We start from the raw sequence: 23000 nt of genomic DNA, 5'->3' as shown, positions 1-23000 counted from the left end.
AAAGTTCGAGGACAGAGCGTTAAAAAGCGGGGTCAAAAAAATTTTGCAAAAAGTTGTCGGATCATGAAACCAAATAACTGACTTCTTCGACTAATCCTATAGAGCGTGAAACGGGAGGGATCGACCATGAAGATTCAAGTAGATGGTTTGCAATTCGGCACAGGCTACAACGGGGTGTTAGGACCGCGCGGTGCGGGCAAGACCCGGCTGTTAAAGAAGATGGCCCAGACAGAAGAGGGCGCGAACAGCCAGCTGTCCTGTTATGTATCGCGGGAAATGGAAGCTTTCCATGAACTGACGGTCAAAGAATACCTCTGCTATATGGCCGGTGACAAGGCGATCCCAAGAGAATACGTAACCCGCAAGGTGAATGACAGCATAGAGATGATGTATTTGAATCGCTACGCGAACCAATCGATTGGCCAATTGTCGAAAGTGATGAAAAGCAAGGCGCTGGTGGCAAAAGCGCTGCTCAGCGAATCGCAGGTGCTGCTGCTAGATGAAGTCCTGTCCGGCCTGAGCGAGCAGGAGCGGATGATGATCGGCTACGCGATGGGCGAAGCGGCAAAAGAGCGTGTGGTGGTGGTGGCGAGCAACGTCGGCGATTCGCTGGAAGGGCTGCTCGACACGGTCTGCATGCTGCACCCGGAGAAAGAGACGGTGCATGTCAGCGCGAACACCGCCTACTCCTGGGTGGAAGGAAAAGTGTGGGAATACGTGGCGCCGCAGCTGCCGGCTGCCAAAAGCGGCCGGATCGTCACGGCAGTGAAAATGTTGGAAGACGGCGTCTATGTGCGCGAGATCGCCGATTTTGTGCCGGTGGAAGAAGTCAGCCAAGTCACGCCGACGCTTACGGACGCCTATCTTTGGTGGGCCGGGCAGCGCTAATCGAAGGGCTCCTCGCTCTGCGGGGGGCTTTTTTAGGGGAAAGTAATTTTTTAGTGGTGATTTTGTAGGAAAAACGGTATAATAGTATCTATCTTTTGTGTTGATAAAAGGAGCGTTGTAATTTGTCTATTGAAGTTGGTTCCGTCGTCGAAGGCAAAGTCACAGGTATTAAATCGTTTGGTGCGTTTGTAGAGCTGGCAGAGGGCAAGACCGGTCTTGTCCACATCTCCCAAGTTTCTCATACCTTTATCAATGATATCAACGATGTTCTGAACGTCGGCGATGTTGTTCAAGTTAAGGTACTGAACGTGGAAGATAGCGGCAAGATCTCCTTGTCGATCAAGGAAACTCAACCGAAGCCGGAAGGTTCCGACCGTCCGCGCCGCGGTGGCAACGGCGGTGGCCGTTCCAACAACGCGAAAGGTGGCAACAAGGGCGGCGCTCGCAAAGCTGGCGGCCCGGCTACTACCATCGCTCACTCGGACGTTTCTACCGAACCGTTCAACACCATGGCTGATCAACTCAAAGAATGGGCTAAGAAAGCCGGCATGGCGTAAGGCTTACTCTTCTTGAGTTAGAAGAAGCACTCTGATTCGTTCAGAGTGCTTTTTTGCGTGCCAAAATGGGACTTCTGGCATGTCGAAGTTGTCAGAATTTATGTCTTTTGTCTTACGCGAAAAGGGAAGAGTTCGAAATATAATAGAGTCGTATAAGTCATGATTACATTTATCTAAAAGTAGTTTGTATGTTTCGCGAGCGAAGGAGGCATGAGAATGTTCATCACGTACGCCTTGTCGATCGGCTGTGCGGTGGCGCTGCTCGGGCTGTTTCTAGAATGGGCAGGTCAGCGCAACTGGCAGATTCGCAGAAAACTGTGGGGGAGTCTCATCCTGACGGTCGGTGCCCTGGGGACCGCCCCGATCATCGCCGCCCTCGCCGGCCCGCTCCCGGTCGCCGCCGCCTGCTCCTGTCTCACTCTCGCCCTCAGCCTCCGCGGCTACCACCACCCGGTGGAAACGATAAACACTCCAGTAGAAATAGCTCCGCTTCTAGCACAAGAAAAGCATCACCCTGCAGAAGAGTCTGCGCTTCTTGAAGAATCCGATCTTGCAGAAGAGATCGTACTTGCAGAAGAGATCGTACTTGCAGAAGAGATCGTTCTTGCAGAAGAGATCGTTCTTGCAGAAGAGATCGTACTTGCAGAGGAGTCTGTATCTACAGAGGTGACTTTTACCGAGCCTGCACCGGCAGCAGTACTCACCGAGGAGATGGCAGCGTGGCTGAACATTCGGATCTCGGAGGGGTATGAGGCGAAGGGGAACGGTCTGTGGGAAGTGGCTGCTGCTGCGTTTGAGGCGGCGGTGGCGGTGTGTGCGGATCGGGAGCTGAAAGGGATGCTGGACGAGGAATTACAAGTCTGTCTGGCTCAGCTTCCGGCAACTGAACAAACGAACGTACGGCATGCATCTTAATACATACTGATCCGATCTACCTAGCAAGGAGCGTATCCACAATGAAAAAAAGCATCGAAATCCAAGGCCTGCCCATCTTCAGCCTCATCGACGGCGCACAGATCGGGACGGTCAGACAGCTGATCCTTCAGCCTGAGACCGGGAAAGTCTTTCTTTTCCTCGTTGAAAATGACAGCATCGCCGTCAGTATCTACGCATTGCCCTACTCCAACGTCATCGGCGTGGGAGATTTTGCCGTGACCGTCGAATCGCCCGCCTCGATCCAGGAACTCGCCCAGATCGAAGGCGCCCGCGAGCTCGTCCTCCGCGGCTACGGCGTCATCGGCACCCGCGTCCTGTCACGCAAAGGGCAACTGCTCGGCACCGTCGATGAATATTATGTTGAGGTAGAAACGGGCGACATCACCGCCTGCTCCTTCGTCGAGCAGGGCAACCCGTCTGCAGTCAAATACTTCCGCCGGGCTAACATCATGACATTCGGCCGCGACGTGATCGTCATCCGCGACGAAGCGGAGATCACCTCAACTCTCGAAGAACAGGCAACAGCGCCTGCTGCGCTCACCCTGGTCGCGGACGCTGACGTTGCTGCGGAGACGGCCGCAACCGCAGAATCGCCCGCGCCGCCTGCAGCCGTACCCAGCTATCTCGCCGGCAAGGTACTCAGCGGCGACCTCGTCACCGACACCGGAGAACTGCTGGCCGCCCAAGGCACTGAGATCACCGACGAACTGATCGAAACGGTCAAAGCGGCCGGACCGACACTGTTCATGAAGCTGAACCGCCTCGCGGTCGACCGCAGCTAACCTCATCAAATGAAAACAGGCAGCCTCCGCTCCGGAGACTGCCTCTTTTTATGAAGAATGCGGTTTCAACCCCAGCGTGTCAGAACGCAGATTGTTCATCATAAAGAACTCTTCCATGTCAAACTCTTCGCCGTTCGCTTCAAAATACAGCCCTTCTTCATCCGCTTTGGCAAAGATGCCGGTGCCAACATTGTTCAGGGTCACTTCACAAGGCAAAATACCCGGATTCTCCTCGTAATGATCCCAGATGTATTGGCAGAACGCATCGACCGATTGCTCAATTTCCCCGCTGTTCGGAGTCACATGTTCCACGCTAAACTCCTCCTTTGTCATCGTGTGGCTCATTTTCCTCCGTATTATCTCCACAGAAGGCGCATGCATATCCCAAAGGTAAAAATTTCGTAACAATTTGTCCAAAACACAGTCAAAACAAGCGATCCGTACATATGATAGCCGTGAAATCTTGCAATGTACCTTTCAACAGAATGTATAATTATTCGCCAAAAACCGACAAAGCACCATAAACATACAGCCACCCTAAAAAATAGATTCAGCTGTATCAAAAAACTTAGGCGAATCCTATTGAAGTTCATCGTGAAACATGATATTCTCTTTGCTGTTGAGTCAAATAAACAATAGGAACCAGGATTCACTTGAAAGGGTTGGGACCTCATCGGACTAACCTCCCCCTGTAGTGAATGACGCAGGTCCTAGCGAACAATGACCGAACTATTGTTTGATAGGGAAGGGGGACGAAGTAGATGGAAGAATATTCTACTTTCGGCAGACACGTTGCAGTTGACACATGGGGTGTAAATTTTGACATCCTGAACGATGGCGAATTTTTGAAAGATCGTATGGTGGAAGCAGCTGAGAAGAGCGGCGCGACCGTTCTTTCGGTGCAGTACAAACAGTTCGATCCGCAAGGCGCAACTGTGCTCGTATTGTTGTCCGAATCTCATCTGTCGATTCATACGTATCCGGAAAAAGGTTTTGCTGCGTTGGATTGTTACACCTGTGGTGATACTGTGGATCCTCAAGTTGCGATCGACTACCTGTTGGAGATTTTCAAGCCGGAGCGCATTTTTGACAAAATGCTGAAGCGCGGTATGGAAGGTCCGATCGAAGTACTTAAGTAACAAAAAACGGTTGGGTTGAAGCCCCAAATTGGAGGTGGTCCCTTTCGCGAACGATGCCGAAAGGGGCTTTTTCTTTTTCCGATTCCCGATAGAATAAACTCCGATCCGCTTTACAGCGTGATCGGAGGGAAGGAAGCATCCAGTTGTTCGACGCGAGCTTGCAGGTCGCTCGGCAGCGGGATGCTTTTTTGTGCGCGGGCATCAAAATAGACCACGGTGCTGGTCGCGACGGCGACGATCGCGCGGGTGGCACGATTGATCAGCACATAATCGATGTCGAGCGACGAGTTGCCGTAGCGCGACACACGGGCGTACGTGTCGACCGTGTCATTGAAATAGGCTTGCGATTTGTAGTCGACCGCTTGGCGGGCCAGGACGAACGTTTTGCCTGCCCGCGCCATCTCTTCCGGATTGAACAGCCCGAGCGCGGTCATATAGTCGGTCCGCGCCTGCTCCATGTAGATCACCACCGACACGTGGTTCATATGTCCGTTCGCATCCGTTTCGGCAAAGCGCACTTTGGCCGGCGAAACAAAACGGAACTTCGACAATACTTCCAGGTCCATCATCGACAACCTCCTCTTGTCTTTCCATCTTATAATTCGAACGACCGGTCGGTCAAGTTTCGGCGGCTGGCAAGATTTTTGCACGGAAAAGCGGCGTGGTTCGTGTCATAATGGAGAAGTGATATGGGCATAGAGAGAGGTGAACGCACTTGATCCGTGACATGAAACGCCGGGCTGTCGAATGGCAAGCGAAACGCGACCGCGTCAAACGTGTCGTGTTCGGGTCGGGGGTTGTCGTGCTGGCTGTCGCTGCTGTGATGATCTGGAAGACGGCAACGGGCACTGAGATGAATTGGCTGGCCGCATCGCTGCTCGGCATCGCGGGGCTGGCAACGTTTCTATTTGGGCTTTCCGCGTATGCGAACACGATGCTGGTCGCCATGTACTATAACGCATGTTTGCACTTTTTGGAAAAATCGGAGGAGATGGAATTGATCACCGGCACGATCGAAGAGGTGCGACATGTGCGCCTTCCGTATATCGGCCAGCTCTACCATGTGACGCTCAACGTAGCCGGGCAACCCTCCCGCTACTACTTTCCGGGCAAACTCCTCCAAGGCCTGCACCCGCAGGACCGCATCCGCGTCCTCACCCACGACCTGTTTGCGGTACGCGTCGAATCGACACCATCTCCCTAAATATTTCCTAGGAAATTGTCGAACGCCAAAGCGGCAACCTAACAAATAAGATCTACGAGTATGCAAAGGATATTTTTCCAAAGGGAAACGTGTCCTACGTACAAAAGATCGCAGTCTGAAGGACATTTTTGTGACATGCAGGATTCATTCTAACGGGAAACGTGTCCTCACGAGCAAAAGGGTCGCGCTCTGACGGGCATTGCCTGAGGCTTTCATAGATTCATGCCAAAAAGGCGGAGGGATGCGCGCGTATCCCTTCGCCTGAGTGTGCGTTATGCGGAGGCTGCTTCGGTGTCTTCGAGGATGTAGACTTTGATGTTGCGTTTGACGCCGAATTGGATGGCGGCAGACAGGTCGCTCATGTAGACGTCGATGCGGTTGCCGATGATTGCGCCGCCGGTGTCTTCGGCGGTGCGGATGCCGATTCCTTCAATATAGACTTTGGTGCCGAGCGGGATGACAGACGGGTCGGTGGCGATCGTATGCTGGTCTTTGACGTACTTGCCGCTGGCGGTGATGCCGTACGCCGGGTGGCCCGGCGCTTTGCCGGTCGACTCCGGTCCGGCCGTGTAGGCGGTCAGGTCGGCGTTGAGCACTTGCTTGATCGTATAGTCGGTCGCGATCGCTTCGTTGGCTACGTTCGGAACTTGCAGCTCCTGGCCAACCGACAGAAGATTCGGATTCTCAATATCATTCAAACTGGACAGCTCTTTGGTCGAGGTGCCGAACACTCTGGCGATCTCATACAGCGAATCTCCTGACTTGACCGTATAGGCCAGCGTCTTCGGGGTCAAGGTGAGCACATCTTTCAACATGTTCGAGCCGGAGCGGGAAGCGAGCGGCGGAAGTTTCGGGATCGGCGGGCCGTAGACCACCGTCTGTCCATCCTTATCGGTCGCCACCGCGAAAACCGGCGGTTCATATCCGGCAGCTACCGGGCTGATCATCATTGTGAAGTAGAAAATGAGACTCATCACCATTGCGATCATCGTGCGATTCCTGTTCATCATGATTGTGACCTCCGTTCAACATTCGAATTTTTGATTTCCTGTTCACCAGATTTGCCAGCATTGGAAGTCTATAAACCTAGTACTGCAAAAACTTTCGGAATTAGCGAAAATTTCCCGCCGGAAATATCACTTTGGGGGTAGAAGGATTTCGCAAGATGGAATAGAATAAGATCAAAGAGAGTTTTGACTGAACAGTCAATTTTGATTGCTTAAATTTTTTTGTCTCGGTTCGACCGACCGTTTGGTCGGGAGCGAGGAAACGCTCTGCGAACAGAGATAATTGCAGCGTCCGATCCATACATTTCTATAAGAAGCAACGGACGAGACGAAGGAGGCATGGAAGATGGAACGTAAGATTCGCAAGGTGGCCGTGATCGGCTCCGGCGTCATGGGCGCAGGGATCGCAGCACATCTGGCCAACGTAGGGGTGCCGAGCCTGCTCCTCGACATCGTGCCCCAAGGGGCAGAAGACCGTAACGCACTCGCAAAACGCGGCCGCGACGGCTTGCTGAAGCAAAAGCCGGCTGCACTCTATAGCCCGCACAACCTCGCCTTGATTGAGGTGGGCAACCTGGAAGACGACTTGCATCGCCTGGCGGACGTCGACTGGATCATCGAAGTTGTCGTCGAGAACCTCGCGATCAAACAAAGCCTGTTCGAAAAGCTGGAAGGAGTCGTTCGCCCGGGCACGATCGTGTCCTCGAACACGTCCGGCCTGTCGATCGCCGCGATGGTCGAAGGCAGAAGCCAGGCGTTCCGCGAACACTTCCTCGGCACGCACTTCTTCAACCCGCCGCGCTACATGAAACTGCTCGAGATCATCCCGGGCCCGGACACGAAGCAAGACGTGCTCGATTTCATGGCAGCGTTTGCCGAAAAGCGTCTCGGCAAAGGCGTCGTGTTTGCGAAAGACACCGTCAACTTCATCGCCAACCGCATCGGCACGTACGGCCTGATGGTCACCGTGCAGGAGATGATCAAGCGCGGCCTTGGCGTCGATGAAGTCGATGCGCTGACCGGTCCGGTGATCGGCCGCCCGAAATCTGCCACGTTCCGCACCCTCGACGTCGTCGGCCTCGACACGTTCGTGCACGTGGCGAACAACTGCCACGACTCGGTGACAGACGTTGCGGAACAAGCGACGTTCGTCATCCCGGACTTCCTGCAGCAGATGGTCGAACGCGGCATGCTCGGCCAAAAAACGAAGCAAGGCTTCTTCAAAAAAGAAGGCAAAGAAATCCTCGCGCTCGACTACGAGACGCTCGAATACCGCCCGCGCCAGAAGCTGAAATCGGCTTCACTGGAAGCGGCGAAACTGCAAAAGACTTTGAAGGACAAAGTCCGCGCCCTCGTCTACGGCAAAGACGCGGCCTCCGAGTTCCTCTGGAGCGTCCTGAAGCGCACCTTGCTCTACACCGCAGAGCGCGCCGAAGAGATCGCCGACGACATCGTGAACATCGACAAAGCGCTGAAATGGGGCTTCAACTGGGAAACCGGCCCGTTCGAAACGTGGGACCTGCTCGGCGTGGCAAAATCGGTGGAGCGCATGGAGGCGGAAGGCGATACCGTCCCGGCTTGGGTGAAGAACCTGCTCGCATCCGGCAAGAAATCTTTCTATGAAGAAGCGGCCGGCCACAAGTCGTTCTACACTTTGCACGGCGACTTCCAAGGCATCGAAGAGAAGAAAGAGATCATCTCGCTGGCCGCTCTGAAAGAGCAGAACAAAGTGATTAAGAAAAACACCGGCGCTTCGCTGATCGACCTCGGCGACGGCGTGGCCGCACTGGAGTTCCACTCCCTGAACCAGGCGATCGGCGCGGACATCATCCAGATGATGTTCTACGCGGCAGAAGAGGTCTCCAAGAACTACAAGGGCCTGGTGATCGGCAACCAGGCGAAAAACTTCTGCGTCGGCGCGAACCTGATGATGATCCTGATGGAAGCGCAAGACGACAACTGGGAAGAGATCGATCTGATCGTGCGCCAGTTCCAAAATGCGACGATGGCGCTGAAATACCTCGACAAGCCGGTCGTGGCGGCTCCGTTCTCGATGACGCTCGGCGGCGGCGCGGAAGTCTGCTTCCCGGCCGACAAGATCCAAGGCGCGGCCGAGTCCTATTTTGGCCTCGTCGAAGTCGGCGTCGGCCTGCTTCCGGGCGGCGGCGGCAACAAGGAGCTGCTGCTGCGCAACATCGAAAACGCAGCGCCGGGCACCGACCTGCAGCCGATGGTCAACCGCGCGTTCGAAACGATCGCGATGGCGAAAGTCTCCACCTCGTTCCGCGAAGGCCAGGAGCTCGGCTACTTCCGCAAGTCGGATGAGATGACGGTCAACAACGACTACCTGCTGTACGATGCGAAACAATCGGTGCTGGCGATGGCGGAGAACTACCGCGCGCCGGTGCAGAAGAAGATCAAAGTCGTCGGCGAAGCGGGCTTCTCCGTGCTGAAGCTGGGCGCGAAACAGCTGCAGTTGAGCGGCTATGCATCGGCGCATGATGTGAAGATCGCAGAAAAAATCGCGACCGTGCTCTCCGGCGGACGCATCGCAGCGGGCACCGAGGTGACAGAACAATACCTGCTCGATCTCGAGCGTGAAGCGTTCCTGTCCCTGTGCGGCGAACCGCTCACACAGCAGCGCATGCAGCACATGCTGACCAAAGGCAAACCGCTCCGCAACTAGTTCGCGGGGATGATTGGATAGAGGAGGGAACCCAGAATGCGTGAAGCAGTGATCGTATCGGGAGTCAGAACGGCTGTAGGCCGCTCACATAAAGGGTCGCTTACAAACACGCGCCCGGAAGACCTTGGCGGTCTGGTCGTGCAGGAAGCGATCAACCGGGTCGGCGGGCTCGACCCGAAAGAGATTGAAGACGTCATCATCGGGTGTGCAATCCCGGAAGGTGAACAAGGGATGAACCTCGGCCGCATCGTCGCGATGCGCGCCGGGCTCCCGACCAACGTATCGGGCATGACGGTCAACCGTTTCTGCTCGTCCGGTCTGCAGACGATCGCCCTCGGCGCGCAGAACATCATGCTCGGCGCAGCTGACGTGGTGGTCGCAGGCGGCGTGGAGAGCATGTCGATGGTGCCGATGGTCGGCTACAAGTTGGCTCCGAACCCGTGGCTGGTCGACAACATGCCGGAAGTGTACATGAGCATGGGCCACACCGCCGAGCAAGTGGCGCAGCGCTTCGGCATCACCCGTGCACAGCAGGACGAATTTGCCGTCCGCTCGCACCAGCGCGCCGCGGCGGCGATCGCAGCGGGCAAATTCAAAGACGAGATCGTTCCGGTCACCGTGCGCAACGTGACGGTCGACGCGAACAACAAGCAGAAAGTGTCGGAGTTCATCTTTGACACCGACGAAGGCGTGCGCCCCGACACCACGCTGGAAGTGCTCGGCAAACTCCGCCCGGCGTTCCACGTGCAAGGCTCCGTCACCGCCGGCAACTCGTCGCAAACGTCTGACGGCGCGGCGGCGACCGTGCTGATGTCTGCTGAAAAAGCGGCGCAGATCGGCGCTCAGCCGCTCGCCGTGTTCCGCTCCTTCGCTGTGGGCGGGGTCGACCCGGACATCATGGGCGTCGGTCCGGTCGTGGCGATTCCAAAAGCGCTGAAGCTGGCCGGCCTGTCGATCGACGACATCGACCTGTTTGAGATCAACGAGGCGTTTGCTTCCCAGGCGTTCTATGTGACCCAGCAGCTGGGTCTCGACCCGGAGAAAGTCAATGTCAACGGCGGTGCGATCGCGCTCGGCCACCCGCTGGGCTGCACCGGCACCAAGCTGACCGTTTCGATCTTAAGCGAACTGCGCCGCCGTGGCGGGCGCTACGGTGTCGTGTCGATGTGCATCGGCGGCGGCATGGGAGCAGCAGGCGTGTTCGAACTGGTATAACAACAACCCTTGAGGAGGCAATCACGATGAGCGATTTGAAAGACATTGTGCGCGGCGGTTCTTTTGTCATCACCCAGACGGAAGCCCAAGACGTGTTCACCCCGGAAGACTTCACGGACGAGCAGAAGATGATCGCGAAGACCACCGCTGACTTTATCGAAGGCGAAGTGGTTCCGCATCGCGAGCACCTCGAAAAGCTCGACATCGAACTGACCGTCAAACTGCTCAAGCAGGCGGGCGAACTCGGCTTGCTGGCTGCCGACGTCCCGGAAGCGAACGAGGGTCTGGAACTCGACAAGATCTCGTCGACGCTGATCACCGAGTACATCACCCGCGGCGGCTCCTTCGCGCTGTCCCACGGCGCGCACGTCGGCATCGGCACCTTGCCGATCGTGTTCTTCGGCAACGAAGAGCAGAAGGCGAAATATCTGCCCGACCTGGCGAGCGGAGCGAAATTCGCGGCGTACTGCCTGACCGAGCCGGGTTCCGGCTCTGACGCGCTGGGCGCGAAAGCGACCGCCGTTCTGAACGCAGAAGGCACCCACTACGTCCTGAACGGCACCAAGCAGTTCATCACCAACGCCGGTTTTGCCGACGTGTTTGTGGTCTACGCGAAAGTGGACGGCGACAAGTTCTCCGCGTTTATCGTGGAAAAAGACTACCCGGGCGTCTCGACCGGTCCGGAAGAGAAGAAGATGGGCATCAAGGCATCTTCGACCCGTCCGCTGATCCTCGAAGACGTTGCCGTTCCGGTGGAAAACCTGCTCGGCGAAGTCGGCCGCGGCCACGTGATCGCGTTCAACATCCTGAACATCGGGCGTTACAAGCTGGCAGCAGGCTGCATCGGCTCCTCGAAGCATGCGATCGAGCTCTCCTCGAAGTATGCGAACGAGCGCAAGCAGTTCGGCCAGCCGATCGCGAACTTCCCGCTGATCCGCGAAAAGCTTGCCGAAATGAACATCCGCACCTACGCGACCGAGTCGATGGTCTACCGCATCGGCGGCCTGATCGACGCGGCGCTGACCGGCGAGCAGAAATCGGGCAAAGCGGTGGCAGACGCCATCGCGGAGTATGCGATCGAGTGCTCGATCTCGAAAGTCTTCGCTTCTGAAGCGTTCGACTTCGTGGTCGACGAAGGCGTCCAGATCCACGGCGGCTACGGCTTCATCAACGAATACCCGATCGAGACGATGTACCGAGACTCCCGCATCAACCGCATCTTCGAAGGCACCAACGAAGTCAACCGCCTGCTGATTCCGGGCACGCTCGTCAAGAACGCGATGAAAGGCAAACTGCCGCTCCTGCAAGCTGCGCAGGCGCTGCAAGGCGAACTGATGATGATGATGCCGTCTGTGATCGACGAAAGCGAAACCCTCGCCGTTGAATCGGACCTGATCGAAAAGGCGAAGAAGATCTTCCTGATGGTCGGCGGCTACGGCGTGCAGAAGTACATGACCACGCTGGAGCAGCATCAGGAGATCCTGCACAACATGGCTGACATCATGATCGAGATCTATGCGATGGAGTCCTGCCTGCTCCGCGCGAAGAAGCAGATCGCGAAAGACGGCGAAGAGAAAGCGCAGCACAAGATCAACATGACCAAGGTGTATGTCAACGACACCTTCGGCAAGATCGAACTGCTCGCCCGCGAAACCCTTGCCGCGATGGAAGAGGGCGACATGCTCCGCACGCAGCTGTCGGTCCTGAAAAAGCTGACCCGCTACACCCCGCAAAACACCATCGCGATCAAGCGCGAACTGGCGAACACGATCGTAGACCAAGAGGGCTACGTTTGCTAACGGCCTGAGCTCGAATGAAAGCGAAAGAGCCGTTCCTCAGCGGGAGGAACGGCTCTTTTTGTTGGCTACAAATAGCGGGCGCAAAGCAGCACGGCGAACAGCACACCACCGGCGAGCAGGATGACCCGGTCATGGCGCACGATGCGCAGTTTGACCGCCGAGGTACGCCGGTTGCCGAACTTGGCGTAACCGCGCGCTTCCATCGCGACGGAGAGGTCTTCGCCGAGGCGGAGGACGGAAAGCAGCAACGGCACGACGATGGCGCTGGTGTCGCGCAGGCGGAAATTGCCTTTGACCGATTTGCCACGCGCTTTGGTGATGCGGGAGAAGCGGCGCAACTCCTGAAGGATGACCGGCACGAAGCGCAGCATCAGCGAGGTGGCAAGCGCAAACGCCTCCACGGGCAGCTTGAGTTTCTTCAGCGGCGCCAGCGCGGTCTCGAGGCCCTGTTTCATCATCAGCTGGCTCGTCGTCGCCGACAGCCACATTCCGAGCAGCATCAGCAGCAAAAACTTGTACAGCTGCCCCAGCGTCCGCTCGGCGGCCGCCCACTCATAGCCGATCCCGTCGCCAAAGCGCAGGCCGGAGAGCACCACCGAAAACAGAATGAAGAACAGAAATGGCTTCATCATCCGCCACACATCCCGTTTCCACATCCCGGCTGTCCACATGCACAGAGCTGTCACCGCCGTAGCGATGGTAAGGCCCGCCCAGCTGGCCTGCACCAGCACGCCCAGAGACACCAGCAGGTAAAACGCCCACTTGGCGCGCGGGTCCAACTGACGGATCACCGCGCTAAGACTGAAAACCCCTGTTGGGGGCTGTTGTTTCGATTCCTGCTGCGCAGGAGCCGAGTGCCTGAATTCAGCCTGTACCGCTACTGCAGACTGGTGCACCGTTTGAGCGGTAGCAGACGGAGAGGATTCAGCATGAGACATTGCCGAAGGCAACACGTTCCAACTTTCCAAAATCTCATCGGCCATCTGCTCGGGCGGCAAGGGGTGTGGTGTGAGCCTGATTCCTTGCGCGGCAAAAGCATGCGCCAACGCCGTGCTGCTCGGCACCCCGACTCTCGCCTGGCGCAGCAGGTGCGGGTCTTCGCACAGCGCTTGCGGCGTGGTCGAGGCGGCGAGGCGTCCGTGGTCGAGGAGCAGGACGCGGTCGGCGATCGGGAAGAAGGCGTCGAGGTCATGGGTGGCGATGACGATGCCGCCTGTGGTCTGCCCCTTGCAGCTCTGCAGGAACTCGACCAGATGCTGCACCGCCAGCGGGTCGAGGCCGGCGGTCGGCTCGTCGAGAAACAGCCACTTTGGCATCGTCGCAAAGGTCGTCGCCAGCGCCACGCGCCGTTTTTGCCCGCCGCTGAGCACCAGCGGGGACTGTGTGGTCATCTCCTCCGGCAGCCCGACTTCCCGCAGCGCTGTAAGCGTCCGTGCCTGCGCTTCCGGTTTTGCCAGGCGGAGCGGCTTCAGCGAATAATCGAACTCCCCCTGCACCGTCCGCGCAAACAGCTGGTGCTCCGGAAACTGGAACACCACCCCGATCTCCTGCAGCACCTCCGCCTGTACCTGCTTGCCGTCCCACAGCGGTCTACCGTCATACAGCACCGACCCATGATCAAAGCGGTTCAGCCCGGTCAGCACATCGAGCAGGCTCGACTTCCCCGCCCCCGTCTGCCCGATCAGCAGCGTGATCGTCCCTTCTTCCAACTCAAACGACACATCCTGAAGAATACTTCCCAGCGCAACACGATCCACGATTATTGGCATCTTGCACCTACCGCTGCACTCAGCTCTTGGGGCGTAAGCGGCTGCCCGGCCAGCACGACGCCTTTCGCCTGCAGTTGCTCCGCCACCTGCACCGCGTACGGGGGCACAAAGCCGAGCGCTGCACAGACTCCGTCATAGAAGAAAGCCCGTGCCGTCCCGTCATACGCCACACGGCCCCCGGACAGCGCCACCACCCGGTCGGCACAGGCCAGCTCTTCCATCCACTGCGTGATCCAGATCAGCGTCTTGCCTTGGCGCTGCAGCTCCTGCGCCACGCGAAGCACCATCTCCCGCGATGCCGGGTCGAGCATCGCCGTACACTCGTCAAACACGATCACATCCGCCTCCACCGCCAGACACCCGGCGATGCCGAGCAGCTGTTTCTGCCCGCCGGACAGCGTTGTGACCGCCTGCTCGATCAGCGGCGCCAGACCCACTTTTTCCAGCGCCGCAAGCGCCCGCTCCGGCATCTCGTCCGGGGGCACGGCGCAGTTCTCCATGCCGAAACAGACGTCTTCGTAAACCGTTTCGCCGACGATCTGCGCTTCCGGATTCTGAAACACCATCTGCACCTGCAACTCCTCCTGTTCGGCCAAGCCTTTCGACACGGGACACAGCCCGCAGAGCACTTTGGCCAGCGTGCTTTTCCCGCTGCCATTCTGCCCGATCAAGGCGACCCACTCGCCTTGTGCGATCGTCAAATCAATCTCCGTCAACACGGTATGCACACCGTCCGGCGCGGCAAAGGCGACACTCACGCCGGAAAGGGTCAGTTTCTTTTTCATGGTTCCTCCAAATTATGCTTTTCACATGGTTTCGAACTGTGCTAAAATGCGGATTGTCATCTTCCTGACATACTCAAGTTAACAAAGATTTGGAGGCTTATCAATGGGGGTACAATTTTCCGTGCGCGGTGTGGTGTTCAGCGCCTTGTTTGCCGCTTTGCTGGTCGTCCTCAGCTACGTCAACATCAACCTTGGTTTCTCTCTCGTACCGATCACGCTCAGCAACATGACCATCCTGCTGGCCGGAGCGCTGCTCGGCCCGTTTTACGGCTTTTTCTCGATGGCGCTCGTCGTCATCCTGACCCTGATCGGCCTGCCGATGTGGCACGGCCAAGGCGGGATCGGTCTCGTCGCCGGCCCGACCGGCGGCTTTATCGTCATGTATCCGGTCGCTGCATTCCTCGTCGGCTGGGCGGCGAACTCCATCAAAGGGCGCGGCGTGGCGGCACACATCCAGATGCTGTTCGTCACATTCATCCTCGGCTCGCTGACCTTGTATCTGGGCGGGGTGCCGTGGCTGAAAGTCGTCGCGGACCTCTCGTGGAACAAAGCGCTGGTCGGCGGTTTCTACCCGTTCTGGCCGGGCGACCTCGCCAAAGCGGTCGTCGCGACGCTGATCATCCTGCAAGTGCGCCACGTCTACACCCCGCAGCGCTTGGTCGGCAAAGGCGGCACGAAAGTCGTCACGCTCGACTGATGATTCTGGCCAGAGAAAAGAGGACTTCGCGCGAAGTCCTCTTTTCTTTTTAGTGAGCCAGGGAATGCCGCTTCCCCGTTTTTTTCACTTCCATCAAGCGGTAGAAGAACACCGCGCTCGCCATCACGCAGGCGAAGGTGACAAACAGCGCGTGGCCGCCGAACTGCTCCATCACCAAGCCGCCGATCAGCGGGCCGCCGGTCGCGGCTGCCGTCCAGGCAAGCGACCCGGCGCTTTGATAGCGGGCGCGCATGTCGTCAGGCGAGATGTCGGCGAGGATCGCTTCTCACCGCCGTGACGGTGACCTCGCCGACGGTGAAGATCACAAAGCCTGCCAGAAGCAGCCAGGCGTTGGCGGTGAGCGCGACGAGCAGCAGGCCCAGCGCGTACAGCAAGGCGCCGGCCTTGGCACGCCGATCGAAGCGCCAAGCGTGGTTGCCAGATATAAAGCCAGAAACGGCTTGATCATAAAATTGCCAATCGATAACAGGGTGACGCCGGAGAAGCGAATCCAAATGCTGCGGTCAAATCCTCGAAACATCACAATCACCTCGTTCTTGGGTGCGTTCCCAACATTTGTATCGGTTATGGCTTCAGTATAGGCCACAAAAACAACTTTGTAAACTATAATGTATAATATGTATCTTTCAGCCGCTTTTTTAAAAAGTGAACAGGAGTTTTTACGATCGATGTCGAAATGTGGGGAAAAGAATAAGCAATGGGTGATAAGGTGGTGAACGCATGTTGCTGACACTTGGGTTGATCGCGCTCGGTGTGATCGCTGTGTTCTCCATCGCAATGATGATAGGCAATGTGCTGAACAAGGGGAAGTACGGCAAAACGTGGGCGATGTTCTCGTTCCTGTCGGTCGCGCTCTGCGGCTTTTTGCTGCTGCTCCAGATGTTCATGCCGCCTGTCGAAGCGATGGAAGACCAGACAGGGAAAGAGGCACACCAGTCCAAAGAACTGTCTGCCACGGCCGACCCGGCCAAGGGCACATCGACACCGGCTCCGTCCTCTTCTGACGACAGCGCGGTGCACAGCGAGGCTGACGACCTGTCCTTTCTGGTGATCGTGCTCGATCTGATTAAAAACAACAAGCCAATCCCGCCCGAATATCTGGCCTTGCTGCCGGATGGCGGGGCGAGTCTGACGCAAGTCTCGCAAGAAAATAACGCGCCGAAGCCGATTTTGCAGCCGGTGCCGAACAAGCCGACGAACGGCACGAAGGTCGCTTCTGGCGCTCCGAATCCATTCCAATCCTACCAGCCGCAGCAGGGCAGCACGACCGGCTCCGGCAGCAAGGTGGACGCAGGCCAGAGCAAGCCGGGCAATCTGCCGGGCGGTGCGGCGGGCCAACAGCCGTCGACCACGCCGCAGCAGCCTCCGTCGACGACCAAGCCGACCCCGGCACCGACGCCCACTCCGAAGCCGACGCCTGCACCGCAGCCGACTCCGACACCTGCGCCAACTCCGCAGCCGGAACCGACACCTGCCCCGGTGGAGACTCCGGCGCTGATTGACGGTGGCGTGTTGAGCTCCGTGCTGGGCGCCTCGCGCGCCGACGTGCAGTCGTTCTTCCAGTTCAACCAGTCGCTCGGCGGTTCCGGCGGGAAGCTCGTCTACCTGCGCGGGGCATCGATCGTCGAAGTCACCTTCAGCGGCGACACGGCGACCGCCATCAACATGCGCTTCGAACGGCTCACTCCGCAAGGGGAGAGCATGGCGTACTATGAAGAGTTCATGCGCATCGTCGCCGGGATGTCGAAAGCGAACCCGTCGAGCAAGAGCGGCCGTGACATCTATTGGAACGGCGTCTACCCGGGCGCTTCCAGCGTCCAATTCCATATCGACACAGCTTCGAATTACGGGTATATTGAAGCGAGAAGATAATCAACGTAACAGAAAAGACCTTGTTCCTCGACGGAGCAGGGTCTTTTGAAATGCAGGGGGTACCATGGACAAACTGATGATGCAATCCATTCGCCGCTATGTGGGACGCTCCCGCCTGCTGGACCGCACGATGGTGCATATCGCTAAATACGGCCCGCTCTGGTTCTTCGCCGTGCTGGGCCTGCTCGCCATTCCCGGCGGCCGGACGGAGCGCCTCGCCGCACTGCTCGCCGTCCTCGCCGCCACCGTCACCCGCGGGGTGAACGAGCTGGTCGGACGCATCTGCTTTCGGGTGCGCCCGTTTGTCAGAGAAGGATTCACGCCGCTGCTCAAGCACCGCCCCAGCGCCTCGTTTCCGAGCAACCACGCCGCCTGTGGGTTTGCGCTCGCCGCGGCCGTCTGGCTGCTCATGCCGCTCGTCGGCGCCTGCATGCTGCTCATGGCGGCTGTGCTCGCCGTCTCCCGCGTCTATGTCGGCCTGCACTACCCGTCCGATGTGACGTTCGGCGCTGTGCTGGGCACAGTGATCGCCATCCTCATCGAAAAAGCCATCTTCCCCTGAGTGGGAAGATGGCTTTTTAGATCTGCAAAAAGTAATACAGGAAAATCCCAAACACATTCAAGATGCCAAACAGCAACTGCAAGAGCATCGACAGCCCGAGTCCGAGGTTTAACTCCATCGGATCGTCCGTCCGGGCGACGATCTGCACCGTCTTCCAAGCCAAGGGCAAGGTGATCAGCACGAGCAGCGAAGAGACCGGCGTATAGCCGAGCAGCCAGATCAGCACCATCATCGCGTAGCTCAGTGCCAGCAGCACGTACAGCTCCCACTTGGATTTGCGCTCGCCGAGGATCGTCGCCAAGGTCCGCTTGCCGATCGCGCGGTCGTGGCGCAGATCGCGGACATTTTTCGCATGCAGCACGGCGGCGGAGAGCAGGCCGAACGGCAGCGCGTTCAAGATCACGTGGCCGTAGAGGATCTTCACCATCGCGTAGTAGGTGCCGAGCACGATCAGCGGACCCATCACGACAAACACGGTCAGCTCGCCAAGCCCGTGATAAGCGAGGGCATAGCGGGTGCCGGTGTACAGGTAGCCGAGCAGCAGTCCGATCACGCCGAAGACCAGCACAAGCCAGTCGCCGACGGAGAGGAGGTAGCCGCCGATCAGCGCTGCGGAGAGGTAGCAGATCCAGCCGCCGCGATAGACGCTCGACAGGGACAGCCAGCCTTGGCGCAGCGGATTGGGCGCGGTGAGCGACGATTCGTCATCCGCGCCTTTGTGGTAGTCGAAATAGTCGTTAAAGAGGTTGCTTCCCGCCTGGACGAGCATGACGGCGATGATGATCGCCAGAAACGTCCAGCCTTCAAAGCCGCGGTCGATCAGGGCCAGTCCGCCGCCGAGCAGGACGGGGATCAGCGTGGAGATCAAAGAAGGAGCGCGTACGGCGCGAAGCCAGATTTGCAGTTGAGAAGGTCGGGTCACTTTGGCGTTCGCAGGCATCGTTTCGTTCCTTTCTGTTTCGGTACGGTCATGGTGTGGCCGGGCTATAGGTGCGGGCGCAGTTGAGCGCCCGCTTTCGTCGTTTGAACGGTGCGCAGGTAGTCGCGAATCGCCTGTTCCCGGTAGACGTGGAACACCCCGACCGCCTGGGCGACCTTGTGCGCTTCATACGTTTCGAGCAGCGGCTTGATCTGTTCATACGTCACGGGCGGCTCTTGTCGCAGCCGGATGACGACGCGGGAGATCTCGGTGATGATGTTGATGTCGCTCGTATATTGCATCCACGCCAGATCATGCGGCATGACCACAACGTCTGTCGGCTCCGCATGCTCCCGGTCCCCGTAGGCAAGTTTGGCCAGATGGTACCCCAAAAACAATAGCACCGGCATCATCAGCAAAAACAACACGATCAGCTGTCCAAAGTCTCCCGTCTGGTACACAGTTCTTCCCCCGCTCGCCTCTGGTTCTCTATGAGTCTAACTATACTATGGAATCGGCAGGATTCCAATATTAGGTTCGCCGGAAGTGATACTTTTTCCGCATCAGGAAACACTACCCAAACGGAACTCCTTAGCCAAAAGGTGGGATTGGGGATGAAAGAAACGCAAGTCGTGATCGGACTTGATATTGGCACCACCTCGACCAAAGCGGTGGTCTTCGGCCTGCGCGGGGCGCTGCGCAAGTCGGGCCGTGGCGATCGGCATGAGCACGGCGATGCACTCGGTGATCGCGTTGGGAGACGATCACAAGCCGCTGACCCGCGTGATCATCTGGGCGGACAACCGCAGCGTCCGGCGGATTCGCAACGAATTCGGCGGCCACGCGGTCGTCAAAAACGACTGAGCGGGCGCTGGTTCAAGAGCCGCTTGTTTCCCGTTCTGGGAGCAGGCGGCATTTTTATGGTATAATTACTTTCGGCTTTTACGAACCCAGAGAGCGGAGTGACACGTGATGAGCGATCAAATACATGTAGAAGTAACGTTTGAGAACGGACAGATCGTCTTTACCGATGAACTGATGAAAGCGATGTGGGCGCCGAGCCGCCTCACCCCGCACCAAGTGGACGGCGCCTACCAGTACGAGGTGGAAGGGAAGAACGTCGGCCTTGTCGACCTGCTCTGCTACCTCGACGAAGTGAGCGAGGGCCTGCGCGACCAAGGGCCGGAGAAGATCGTCGAAGCGGTCCTCGGGCTGATCAACGCCGTTTACCTCGGCGACGAAGAATACATGCTGACCGGCGTCGTGCTCGACCTGTACGGCATCGAATACGAAGGCCGCGCCGGCATCGTCTTCCGCACCGCCGTGCTGTCCAACCAGATCGATGTCGAAGAGATTCAGAAGATCCGCGAGATCGGCAAGATCAAGCACCCGGTGCCGCAGCCGGAATGAAGCCCCGCTACCGTTATGTCGGCACGCCGCTGACGCTTACGGAACGCGAAGCGTACCACCTGCAGAAGTATTGGAAAAAGGGGCGCAAGAGCGGCGCGATCGAAGCGTGGGCAGGCTATGACCTCGATCTGCCCGCCTTGAATACGCCCGTTCAGCTCGACTGCCGCCACTGTCACCGCGCGCATCACGAATCGTGCTGCGAAGGCGGCTATCCGTTTCCGCCCGCGGTCAGGCAAGTGCCGCTCCTCGAACAGCATCTGCCGGTGATCGCGGCGAGACACCTGCCTGACGAGAAACGGGAGCAGATCCGGCAAAACGGGCTCTGGCAGCAGCACGCCGAGACGGAGGGACTGCCGACGATCGCCACGCACGAAGGCAACTGCCTGCTCTGCGCGGTCGAAGGGACGGGGCCGGCCTGCGCCGCTCACCGCTATGCGCTGGAGGAGGGACTGGCACCCGAGCAGATGAAACCGTTTTCCTGCTCCTTGTTTCCACTTGAGCTGATCACAGGCGAGGACGGGCGCGTGCTGGTCACGGCGCTGACAGCCGAGACGGCCCGCTTCTCCCGCTGGGGCAGCCTGTACCTTGACGATTTTGTCTGCGCCAACCTGCCTTTGCGCCTGCAGGCGGAGCGGACGCCGCGGGCGGCGGAGATCTCCCCGAACGTGCGGCGGGAGCTGGCGGCAGACGCCTTTGCGCCGGAGCGCTACCGGCCGGCGTGGCAAGAGATGAAGGAGATCCTCTGCAACACGTTCGGCGAGACGCTGTGGCAGCAGATCGAAGCCGCTTGCCTGCGAGATTGAGAGGAGGGGAACCATGGATCTCAACACCCATCGTGACGTGCTGAAAGTGCGCGAGTTTCTCAAACGATTTGCCATCATCATCTACACCGGCAGCCAGATCGACGACATCGTGCTGATGGATCTGGAACTGGATGACCTTTACGAAGACAAGCATCTCGACACGGAAGACTACACCAAATTCAAACTGGCGTTGCGCCGCGCCTATACCGAACTCGACCAAGGCGGTCCCGGAAAACGATAATTTTTGGAAAAAATCATGCGAGGAATATTCAGTCTGCAAATTAGCAGGTATTCCGCTATTCTTTTACAAATATTGAGAATTGGGCATGCTGCCAAGGAGCGGTTTAGCAGGATAACGCATTAAACACCAGATTCCCCCTGAAAAGGGTGAATAAAATATGAATAATTATTCAATTTTGCGCATAAATAACACTATTTTGAACATTGCGAAATTTTAAAGTGCTATTCCCAATTGTGAGTTTTCTGTGATACACTCGTGCCTGAAAAGGGGGAATTTTAGTTATGAAAAAGTTCTCGAAACTTCTTCTGGCTGCAGCGTTCGCAACGACCGTTGTTGCTGGCGTAGGTTGCGGTAGCGAAGCTACCACCGACAAGCCGGCTGCTGAAGCTCCGAAAAAAGAAGACGCAGAAAAAACTTACAAGGCTGTATTCGCAGCTGCAGTAATCGCGGAAGAAAAATTGCAATCTCAGTTCTCCACCGTCAAAGGTCTGGAAGGCGACAAAGAAGTAACCTTCTCCAAGCCGGCTAAGTCCAAAGACGAAGCTCTGAAATTCCTGGGCACCTACTGGGATTCCGCACTGGCTGACAAGGAATACTCCGCACTCCTCGGCGACAAGGCTCTGCTCGACCAAGCGAACAAAGCAATCGAAGCTCTCGCGAAGAAGAACAAAAAAGACTTCAAAGCTGAGACCGAAATTGCAAAAGCTGAAGCGATCCGCGCAAACGCGCTGTCCGCGACCGCTAAATACGAAGATGCAAAAGTCGAAGCTAAAGACGGCAACTACGCTTTGACCTACAAAGGCCTCACCTACACCGTCAAGAAAGACGGCAACTCCTACAAAGTGATCAACAAAGAAGGCACTTTGGCTAAGTAATTTAACTTATACCATCCGATACGTTACGGATTACAAGAGAGCGGATTTCGATCCGCTCTCTTTTGTATGTTCCCGTACTTTTTGCATTGACGAACCGCCCTGAAACCGAATACACTGAAAGAGAATCATAACCGAGCGAGCGCTCAGTCGGTTGGAGGGGAGGTGTGAGATGACAGACAACTCCAGACCGATTCCCTCCCGCGTCGCCGATCCGCAGCTGGTCGAGCAGCGGCGCCGGCAGATCGTCAAGGCGGCTGTCGACCTGTTTGTGGAGAAAGGCTTTCACAAGACGACGACGCGCGAGATTGCCAAAGCCAGCGGGCTTGGCATCGGAACGCTCTACGAATATGTTGAGTCCAAAGAAGATGTGCTCTATCTGGTCTGCGCTTACATTCACAGCGAGGTGAAACGGCGTCTCGACGAAGTGCTGCACGGCACTGCGCCGGGCCGGGACTTGCTGGTCGCATCGATCCGGCACTTTTTTGCCTGTGTCGACGAATTGCAAGACTATGTGCTGCTCATCTATCAGGAAACGAAATCGCTGTCCGACGACCGTTTGAAGCTGGTGCTGCGCCAGGAAGCTGAGATCACCGGCCTGTTCGCCGGCATTCTCGAGCGTGGACGCTCCGACGGCACGCTGCTGCTCTCCGCCGACAGCGTCAAGCTATTCGCACACAACATTGTTGTGCTCGGCCAGATGTGGACATTCCGCCGCTGGGCACTGCATCGCATTTATACCCTTGAGCAGTACACGGAAAAGCAAACATCTTTGCTGCTGCAGGAAATCTGCCCGGCTTCATCAAGACCGGGCCACGGGAAAGGGGAAACCTGAT

General features: G+C 57.5%; 26 protein-coding genes and 1 pseudogene. 18 read left to right on the top strand and 9 right to left on the bottom strand.

Annotated elements, in window-relative coordinates:
* The first annotated feature begins 126 nt into the window (after positions 1 to 126).
* The 4 genes from EV586_RS09450 (at position 127) to EV586_RS09435 (ending at position 3163) form a co-directional block, all read left to right on the top strand.
* Positions 127 to 888, top strand: a complete 762-nt coding sequence (locus EV586_RS09450; RefSeq protein ID WP_132944849.1) for an ATP-binding cassette domain-containing protein — start codon at positions 127 to 129, stop codon at positions 886 to 888.
* A gap of 122 nt (positions 889 to 1010) precedes the next feature.
* The gene (locus EV586_RS09445; protein WP_132944848.1) at positions 1011 to 1445 is read left to right on the top strand and encodes a S1 RNA-binding domain-containing protein; all 435 of its coding nucleotides are present in this window, start codon (positions 1011 to 1013) and stop codon (positions 1443 to 1445) included.
* Positions 1446 to 1661: 216 nt separating this feature from the next.
* Positions 1662 to 2360, top strand: coding sequence for a hypothetical protein (locus tag EV586_RS09440; protein WP_132944847.1), 699 nt, complete (start codon positions 1662 to 1664; stop codon positions 2358 to 2360).
* A gap of 41 nt (positions 2361 to 2401) precedes the next feature.
* A complete protein-coding gene (locus EV586_RS09435; RefSeq protein ID WP_132944846.1) occupies positions 2402 to 3163 on the top strand; it encodes a PRC-barrel domain-containing protein in 762 nt (253 codons plus the stop codon).
* Positions 3164 to 3211: 48 nt separating this feature from the next.
* Here EV586_RS09435 and EV586_RS09430 read toward each other — a convergent pair whose 3' ends face one another.
* A complete protein-coding gene (locus EV586_RS09430; protein ID WP_132944845.1) occupies positions 3212 to 3475 on the bottom strand; it encodes a hypothetical protein in 264 nt (87 codons plus the stop codon).
* A 449-nt stretch (positions 3476 to 3924) separates the two neighbouring features.
* Here EV586_RS09430 and speD point away from each other — a divergent pair, with 449 nt between their 5' ends.
* The gene (speD, locus tag EV586_RS09425; protein ID WP_132944844.1) at positions 3925 to 4302 is read left to right on the top strand and encodes an adenosylmethionine decarboxylase; all 378 of its coding nucleotides are present in this window, start codon (positions 3925 to 3927) and stop codon (positions 4300 to 4302) included.
* Positions 4303 to 4412: 110 nt separating this feature from the next.
* Here speD and EV586_RS09420 read toward each other — a convergent pair whose 3' ends face one another.
* Positions 4413 to 4868, bottom strand: coding sequence for an acyl-CoA thioesterase (locus EV586_RS09420; protein ID WP_165898473.1), 456 nt, complete (start codon positions 4866 to 4868; stop codon positions 4413 to 4415).
* Between the two features lie 149 nt (positions 4869 to 5017).
* On the opposite strand from EV586_RS09420, the gene EV586_RS09415 reads away from it, so the two are divergent.
* Complete coding sequence (locus EV586_RS09415; protein ID WP_132944842.1) at positions 5018 to 5506, top strand: hypothetical protein; 489 nt, start codon at positions 5018 to 5020, stop codon at positions 5504 to 5506.
* Between the two features lie 272 nt (positions 5507 to 5778).
* On the opposite strand, the gene EV586_RS21595 is transcribed toward EV586_RS09415, so the two are convergent.
* Positions 5779 to 6516, bottom strand: coding sequence for a 3D domain-containing protein (locus EV586_RS21595; RefSeq protein WP_132944841.1), 738 nt, complete (start codon positions 6514 to 6516; stop codon positions 5779 to 5781).
* A gap of 343 nt (positions 6517 to 6859) precedes the next feature.
* Here EV586_RS21595 and EV586_RS09405 point away from each other — a divergent pair, with 343 nt between their 5' ends.
* The 3 genes from EV586_RS09405 to EV586_RS09395 are packed head-to-tail and all read left to right on the top strand — an operon-like array spanning position 6860 to position 12213.
* The gene (locus EV586_RS09405; RefSeq protein ID WP_132944840.1) at positions 6860 to 9199 is read left to right on the top strand and encodes a 3-hydroxyacyl-CoA dehydrogenase/enoyl-CoA hydratase family protein; all 2340 of its coding nucleotides are present in this window, start codon (positions 6860 to 6862) and stop codon (positions 9197 to 9199) included.
* Positions 9200 to 9235: 36 nt separating this feature from the next.
* A complete protein-coding gene (locus tag EV586_RS09400; RefSeq protein ID WP_132944839.1) occupies positions 9236 to 10414 on the top strand; it encodes an acetyl-CoA C-acyltransferase in 1179 nt (392 codons plus the stop codon).
* Between the two features lie 26 nt (positions 10415 to 10440).
* A complete protein-coding gene (locus EV586_RS09395; RefSeq protein WP_132944838.1) occupies positions 10441 to 12213 on the top strand; it encodes an acyl-CoA dehydrogenase family protein in 1773 nt (590 codons plus the stop codon).
* A gap of 65 nt (positions 12214 to 12278) precedes the next feature.
* On the opposite strand, the gene EV586_RS09390 is transcribed toward EV586_RS09395, so the two are convergent.
* Together EV586_RS09390 and EV586_RS09385 are read right to left on the bottom strand one after the other, a co-directional pair.
* Positions 12279 to 13970: an ATP-binding cassette domain-containing protein gene (locus tag EV586_RS09390; protein ID WP_165898471.1), complete on the bottom strand. Its 1692-nt coding sequence runs from the start codon at positions 13968 to 13970 to the stop codon at positions 12279 to 12281.
* A 2-nt stretch (positions 13971 to 13972) separates the two neighbouring features.
* The gene (locus EV586_RS09385; protein ID WP_132944836.1) at positions 13973 to 14767 is read right to left on the bottom strand and encodes an ATP-binding cassette domain-containing protein; all 795 of its coding nucleotides are present in this window, start codon (positions 14765 to 14767) and stop codon (positions 13973 to 13975) included.
* 103 nt (positions 14768 to 14870) lie between these two features.
* Here EV586_RS09385 and EV586_RS09380 point away from each other — a divergent pair, with 103 nt between their 5' ends.
* The gene (locus EV586_RS09380) at positions 14871 to 15464 is read left to right on the top strand and encodes a biotin transporter BioY (RefSeq protein ID WP_132944835.1); all 594 of its coding nucleotides are present in this window, start codon (positions 14871 to 14873) and stop codon (positions 15462 to 15464) included.
* Positions 15465 to 15513: 49 nt separating this feature from the next.
* On the opposite strand, the gene EV586_RS09375 is transcribed toward EV586_RS09380, so the two are convergent.
* Both EV586_RS09375 and EV586_RS09370 read right to left on the bottom strand, forming a co-directional pair.
* The gene (locus EV586_RS09375) at positions 15514 to 15717 is read right to left on the bottom strand and encodes a hypothetical protein (RefSeq protein ID WP_132944834.1); all 204 of its coding nucleotides are present in this window, start codon (positions 15715 to 15717) and stop codon (positions 15514 to 15516) included.
* A 4-nt stretch (positions 15718 to 15721) separates the two neighbouring features.
* Positions 15722 to 15979 (bottom strand): hypothetical protein, encoded by a 258-nt coding sequence (locus EV586_RS09370; protein WP_132944833.1) that lies wholly within the window; start codon positions 15977 to 15979, stop codon positions 15722 to 15724.
* Between the two features lie 226 nt (positions 15980 to 16205).
* Here EV586_RS09370 and EV586_RS21310 point away from each other — a divergent pair, with 226 nt between their 5' ends.
* Both EV586_RS21310 and EV586_RS09360 read left to right on the top strand, forming a co-directional pair.
* Positions 16206 to 17357, top strand: a complete 1152-nt coding sequence (locus EV586_RS21310; protein ID WP_132944832.1) for a hypothetical protein — start codon at positions 16206 to 16208, stop codon at positions 17355 to 17357.
* 64 nt (positions 17358 to 17421) lie between these two features.
* Positions 17422 to 17919 carry a phosphatase PAP2 family protein gene (locus EV586_RS09360; RefSeq protein WP_132944831.1) on the top strand — a complete coding sequence of 166 codons (498 nt, stop codon included), beginning with the start codon at positions 17422 to 17424 and terminating at the stop codon, positions 17917 to 17919.
* Positions 17920 to 17935: 16 nt separating this feature from the next.
* Here EV586_RS09360 and menA read toward each other — a convergent pair whose 3' ends face one another.
* Together menA and EV586_RS09350 are read right to left on the bottom strand one after the other, a co-directional pair.
* Positions 17936 to 18859, bottom strand: a complete 924-nt coding sequence (gene menA / locus EV586_RS09355; protein WP_132944830.1) for a 1,4-dihydroxy-2-naphthoate octaprenyltransferase — start codon at positions 18857 to 18859, stop codon at positions 17936 to 17938.
* A 44-nt stretch (positions 18860 to 18903) separates the two neighbouring features.
* Positions 18904 to 19299 carry a hypothetical protein gene (locus EV586_RS09350; RefSeq protein ID WP_132944829.1) on the bottom strand — a complete coding sequence of 132 codons (396 nt, stop codon included), beginning with the start codon at positions 19297 to 19299 and terminating at the stop codon, positions 18904 to 18906.
* A gap of 153 nt (positions 19300 to 19452) precedes the next feature.
* On the opposite strand from EV586_RS09350, the pseudogene EV586_RS21710 reads away from it, so the two are divergent.
* From EV586_RS21710 to EV586_RS09320, 6 genes and pseudogenes are all read left to right on the top strand, one after another.
* Positions 19453 to 19693: pseudogene (locus tag EV586_RS21710) on the top strand (gluconate kinase); the annotation flags it as partial.
* Between the two features lie 117 nt (positions 19694 to 19810).
* On the top strand, positions 19811 to 20248 hold the full coding sequence (locus EV586_RS09340; RefSeq protein WP_132944828.1) for a hypothetical protein: 438 nt from the start codon (positions 19811 to 19813) through the stop codon (positions 20246 to 20248).
* Positions 20245 to 21051, top strand: a complete 807-nt coding sequence (locus tag EV586_RS09335) for a DUF3109 family protein (protein WP_132944827.1) — start codon at positions 20245 to 20247, stop codon at positions 21049 to 21051. Before EV586_RS09340 ends, EV586_RS09335 begins: the two co-directional genes overlap by 4 nt.
* Before the next feature lie 13 nt (positions 21052 to 21064).
* Positions 21065 to 21292: a YqgQ family protein gene (locus EV586_RS09330; RefSeq protein ID WP_132944826.1), complete on the top strand. Its 228-nt coding sequence runs from the start codon at positions 21065 to 21067 to the stop codon at positions 21290 to 21292.
* A 281-nt stretch (positions 21293 to 21573) separates the two neighbouring features.
* Positions 21574 to 22167: a hypothetical protein gene (locus EV586_RS09325; RefSeq protein WP_132944825.1), complete on the top strand. Its 594-nt coding sequence runs from the start codon at positions 21574 to 21576 to the stop codon at positions 22165 to 22167.
* Between the two features lie 169 nt (positions 22168 to 22336).
* Positions 22337 to 22999, top strand: a complete 663-nt coding sequence (locus tag EV586_RS09320; RefSeq protein ID WP_132944824.1) for a TetR/AcrR family transcriptional regulator — start codon at positions 22337 to 22339, stop codon at positions 22997 to 22999.
* The last annotated feature ends 1 nt before the right edge of the window (position 23000 follow it).

The sequence above is a fragment of the Tumebacillus sp. BK434 genome (assembly GCF_004340785.1).
Taxonomy (GTDB): domain Bacteria; phylum Bacillota; class Bacilli; order Tumebacillales; family Tumebacillaceae; genus Tumebacillus_A.
The sequence above is the reverse complement of the archived record's forward strand: the minus strand, read 5'-3'. Positions and strand labels throughout refer to the sequence as shown.

Excerpts from the sequence above, each read along its gene's own strand:
- EV586_RS09450 (WP_132944849.1), top strand. The coding sequence starts at position 127 with ATGAAGATTCAAGTAGATGGTTTGCAATTCGGCACAGGCTACAACGGG.
- EV586_RS09440 (WP_132944847.1), top strand. The coding sequence starts at position 1,662 with ATGTTCATCACGTACGCCTTGTCGATCGGCTGTGCGGTGGCGCTGCTC.
- EV586_RS09435 (WP_132944846.1), top strand. The coding sequence starts at position 2,402 with ATGAAAAAAAGCATCGAAATCCAAGGCCTGCCCATCTTCAGCCTCATC.
- speD (WP_132944844.1), top strand. The coding sequence starts at position 3,925 with ATGGAAGAATATTCTACTTTCGGCAGACACGTTGCAGTTGACACATGG.
- EV586_RS09420 (WP_165898473.1), bottom strand. The coding sequence starts at position 4,868 with ATGGACCTGGAAGTATTGTCGAAGTTCCGTTTTGTTTCGCCGGCCAAA.
- EV586_RS21595 (WP_132944841.1), bottom strand. The coding sequence starts at position 6,516 with ATGATGAACAGGAATCGCACGATGATCGCAATGGTGATGAGTCTCATT.
- EV586_RS09405 (WP_132944840.1), top strand. The coding sequence starts at position 6,860 with ATGGAACGTAAGATTCGCAAGGTGGCCGTGATCGGCTCCGGCGTCATG.
- EV586_RS09400 (WP_132944839.1), top strand. The coding sequence starts at position 9,236 with ATGCGTGAAGCAGTGATCGTATCGGGAGTCAGAACGGCTGTAGGCCGC.
- EV586_RS09395 (WP_132944838.1), top strand. The coding sequence starts at position 10,441 with ATGAGCGATTTGAAAGACATTGTGCGCGGCGGTTCTTTTGTCATCACC.
- EV586_RS09385 (WP_132944836.1), bottom strand. The coding sequence starts at position 14,767 with ATGAAAAAGAAACTGACCCTTTCCGGCGTGAGTGTCGCCTTTGCCGCG.
- EV586_RS09380 (WP_132944835.1), top strand. The coding sequence starts at position 14,871 with ATGGGGGTACAATTTTCCGTGCGCGGTGTGGTGTTCAGCGCCTTGTTT.
- EV586_RS09375 (WP_132944834.1), bottom strand. The coding sequence starts at position 15,717 with ATGCGCGCCCGCTATCAAAGCGCCGGGTCGCTTGCCTGGACGGCAGCC.
- EV586_RS21310 (WP_132944832.1), top strand. The coding sequence starts at position 16,206 with ATGTTGCTGACACTTGGGTTGATCGCGCTCGGTGTGATCGCTGTGTTC.
- EV586_RS09360 (WP_132944831.1), top strand. The coding sequence starts at position 17,422 with ATGGACAAACTGATGATGCAATCCATTCGCCGCTATGTGGGACGCTCC.
- menA (WP_132944830.1), bottom strand. The coding sequence starts at position 18,859 with ATGCCTGCGAACGCCAAAGTGACCCGACCTTCTCAACTGCAAATCTGG.
- EV586_RS09340 (WP_132944828.1), top strand. The coding sequence starts at position 19,811 with ATGAGCGATCAAATACATGTAGAAGTAACGTTTGAGAACGGACAGATC.
- EV586_RS09335 (WP_132944827.1), top strand. The coding sequence starts at position 20,245 with ATGAAGCCCCGCTACCGTTATGTCGGCACGCCGCTGACGCTTACGGAA.
- EV586_RS09330 (WP_132944826.1), top strand. The coding sequence starts at position 21,065 with ATGGATCTCAACACCCATCGTGACGTGCTGAAAGTGCGCGAGTTTCTC.
- EV586_RS09325 (WP_132944825.1), top strand. The coding sequence starts at position 21,574 with ATGAAAAAGTTCTCGAAACTTCTTCTGGCTGCAGCGTTCGCAACGACC.
- EV586_RS09320 (WP_132944824.1), top strand. The coding sequence starts at position 22,337 with ATGACAGACAACTCCAGACCGATTCCCTCCCGCGTCGCCGATCCGCAG.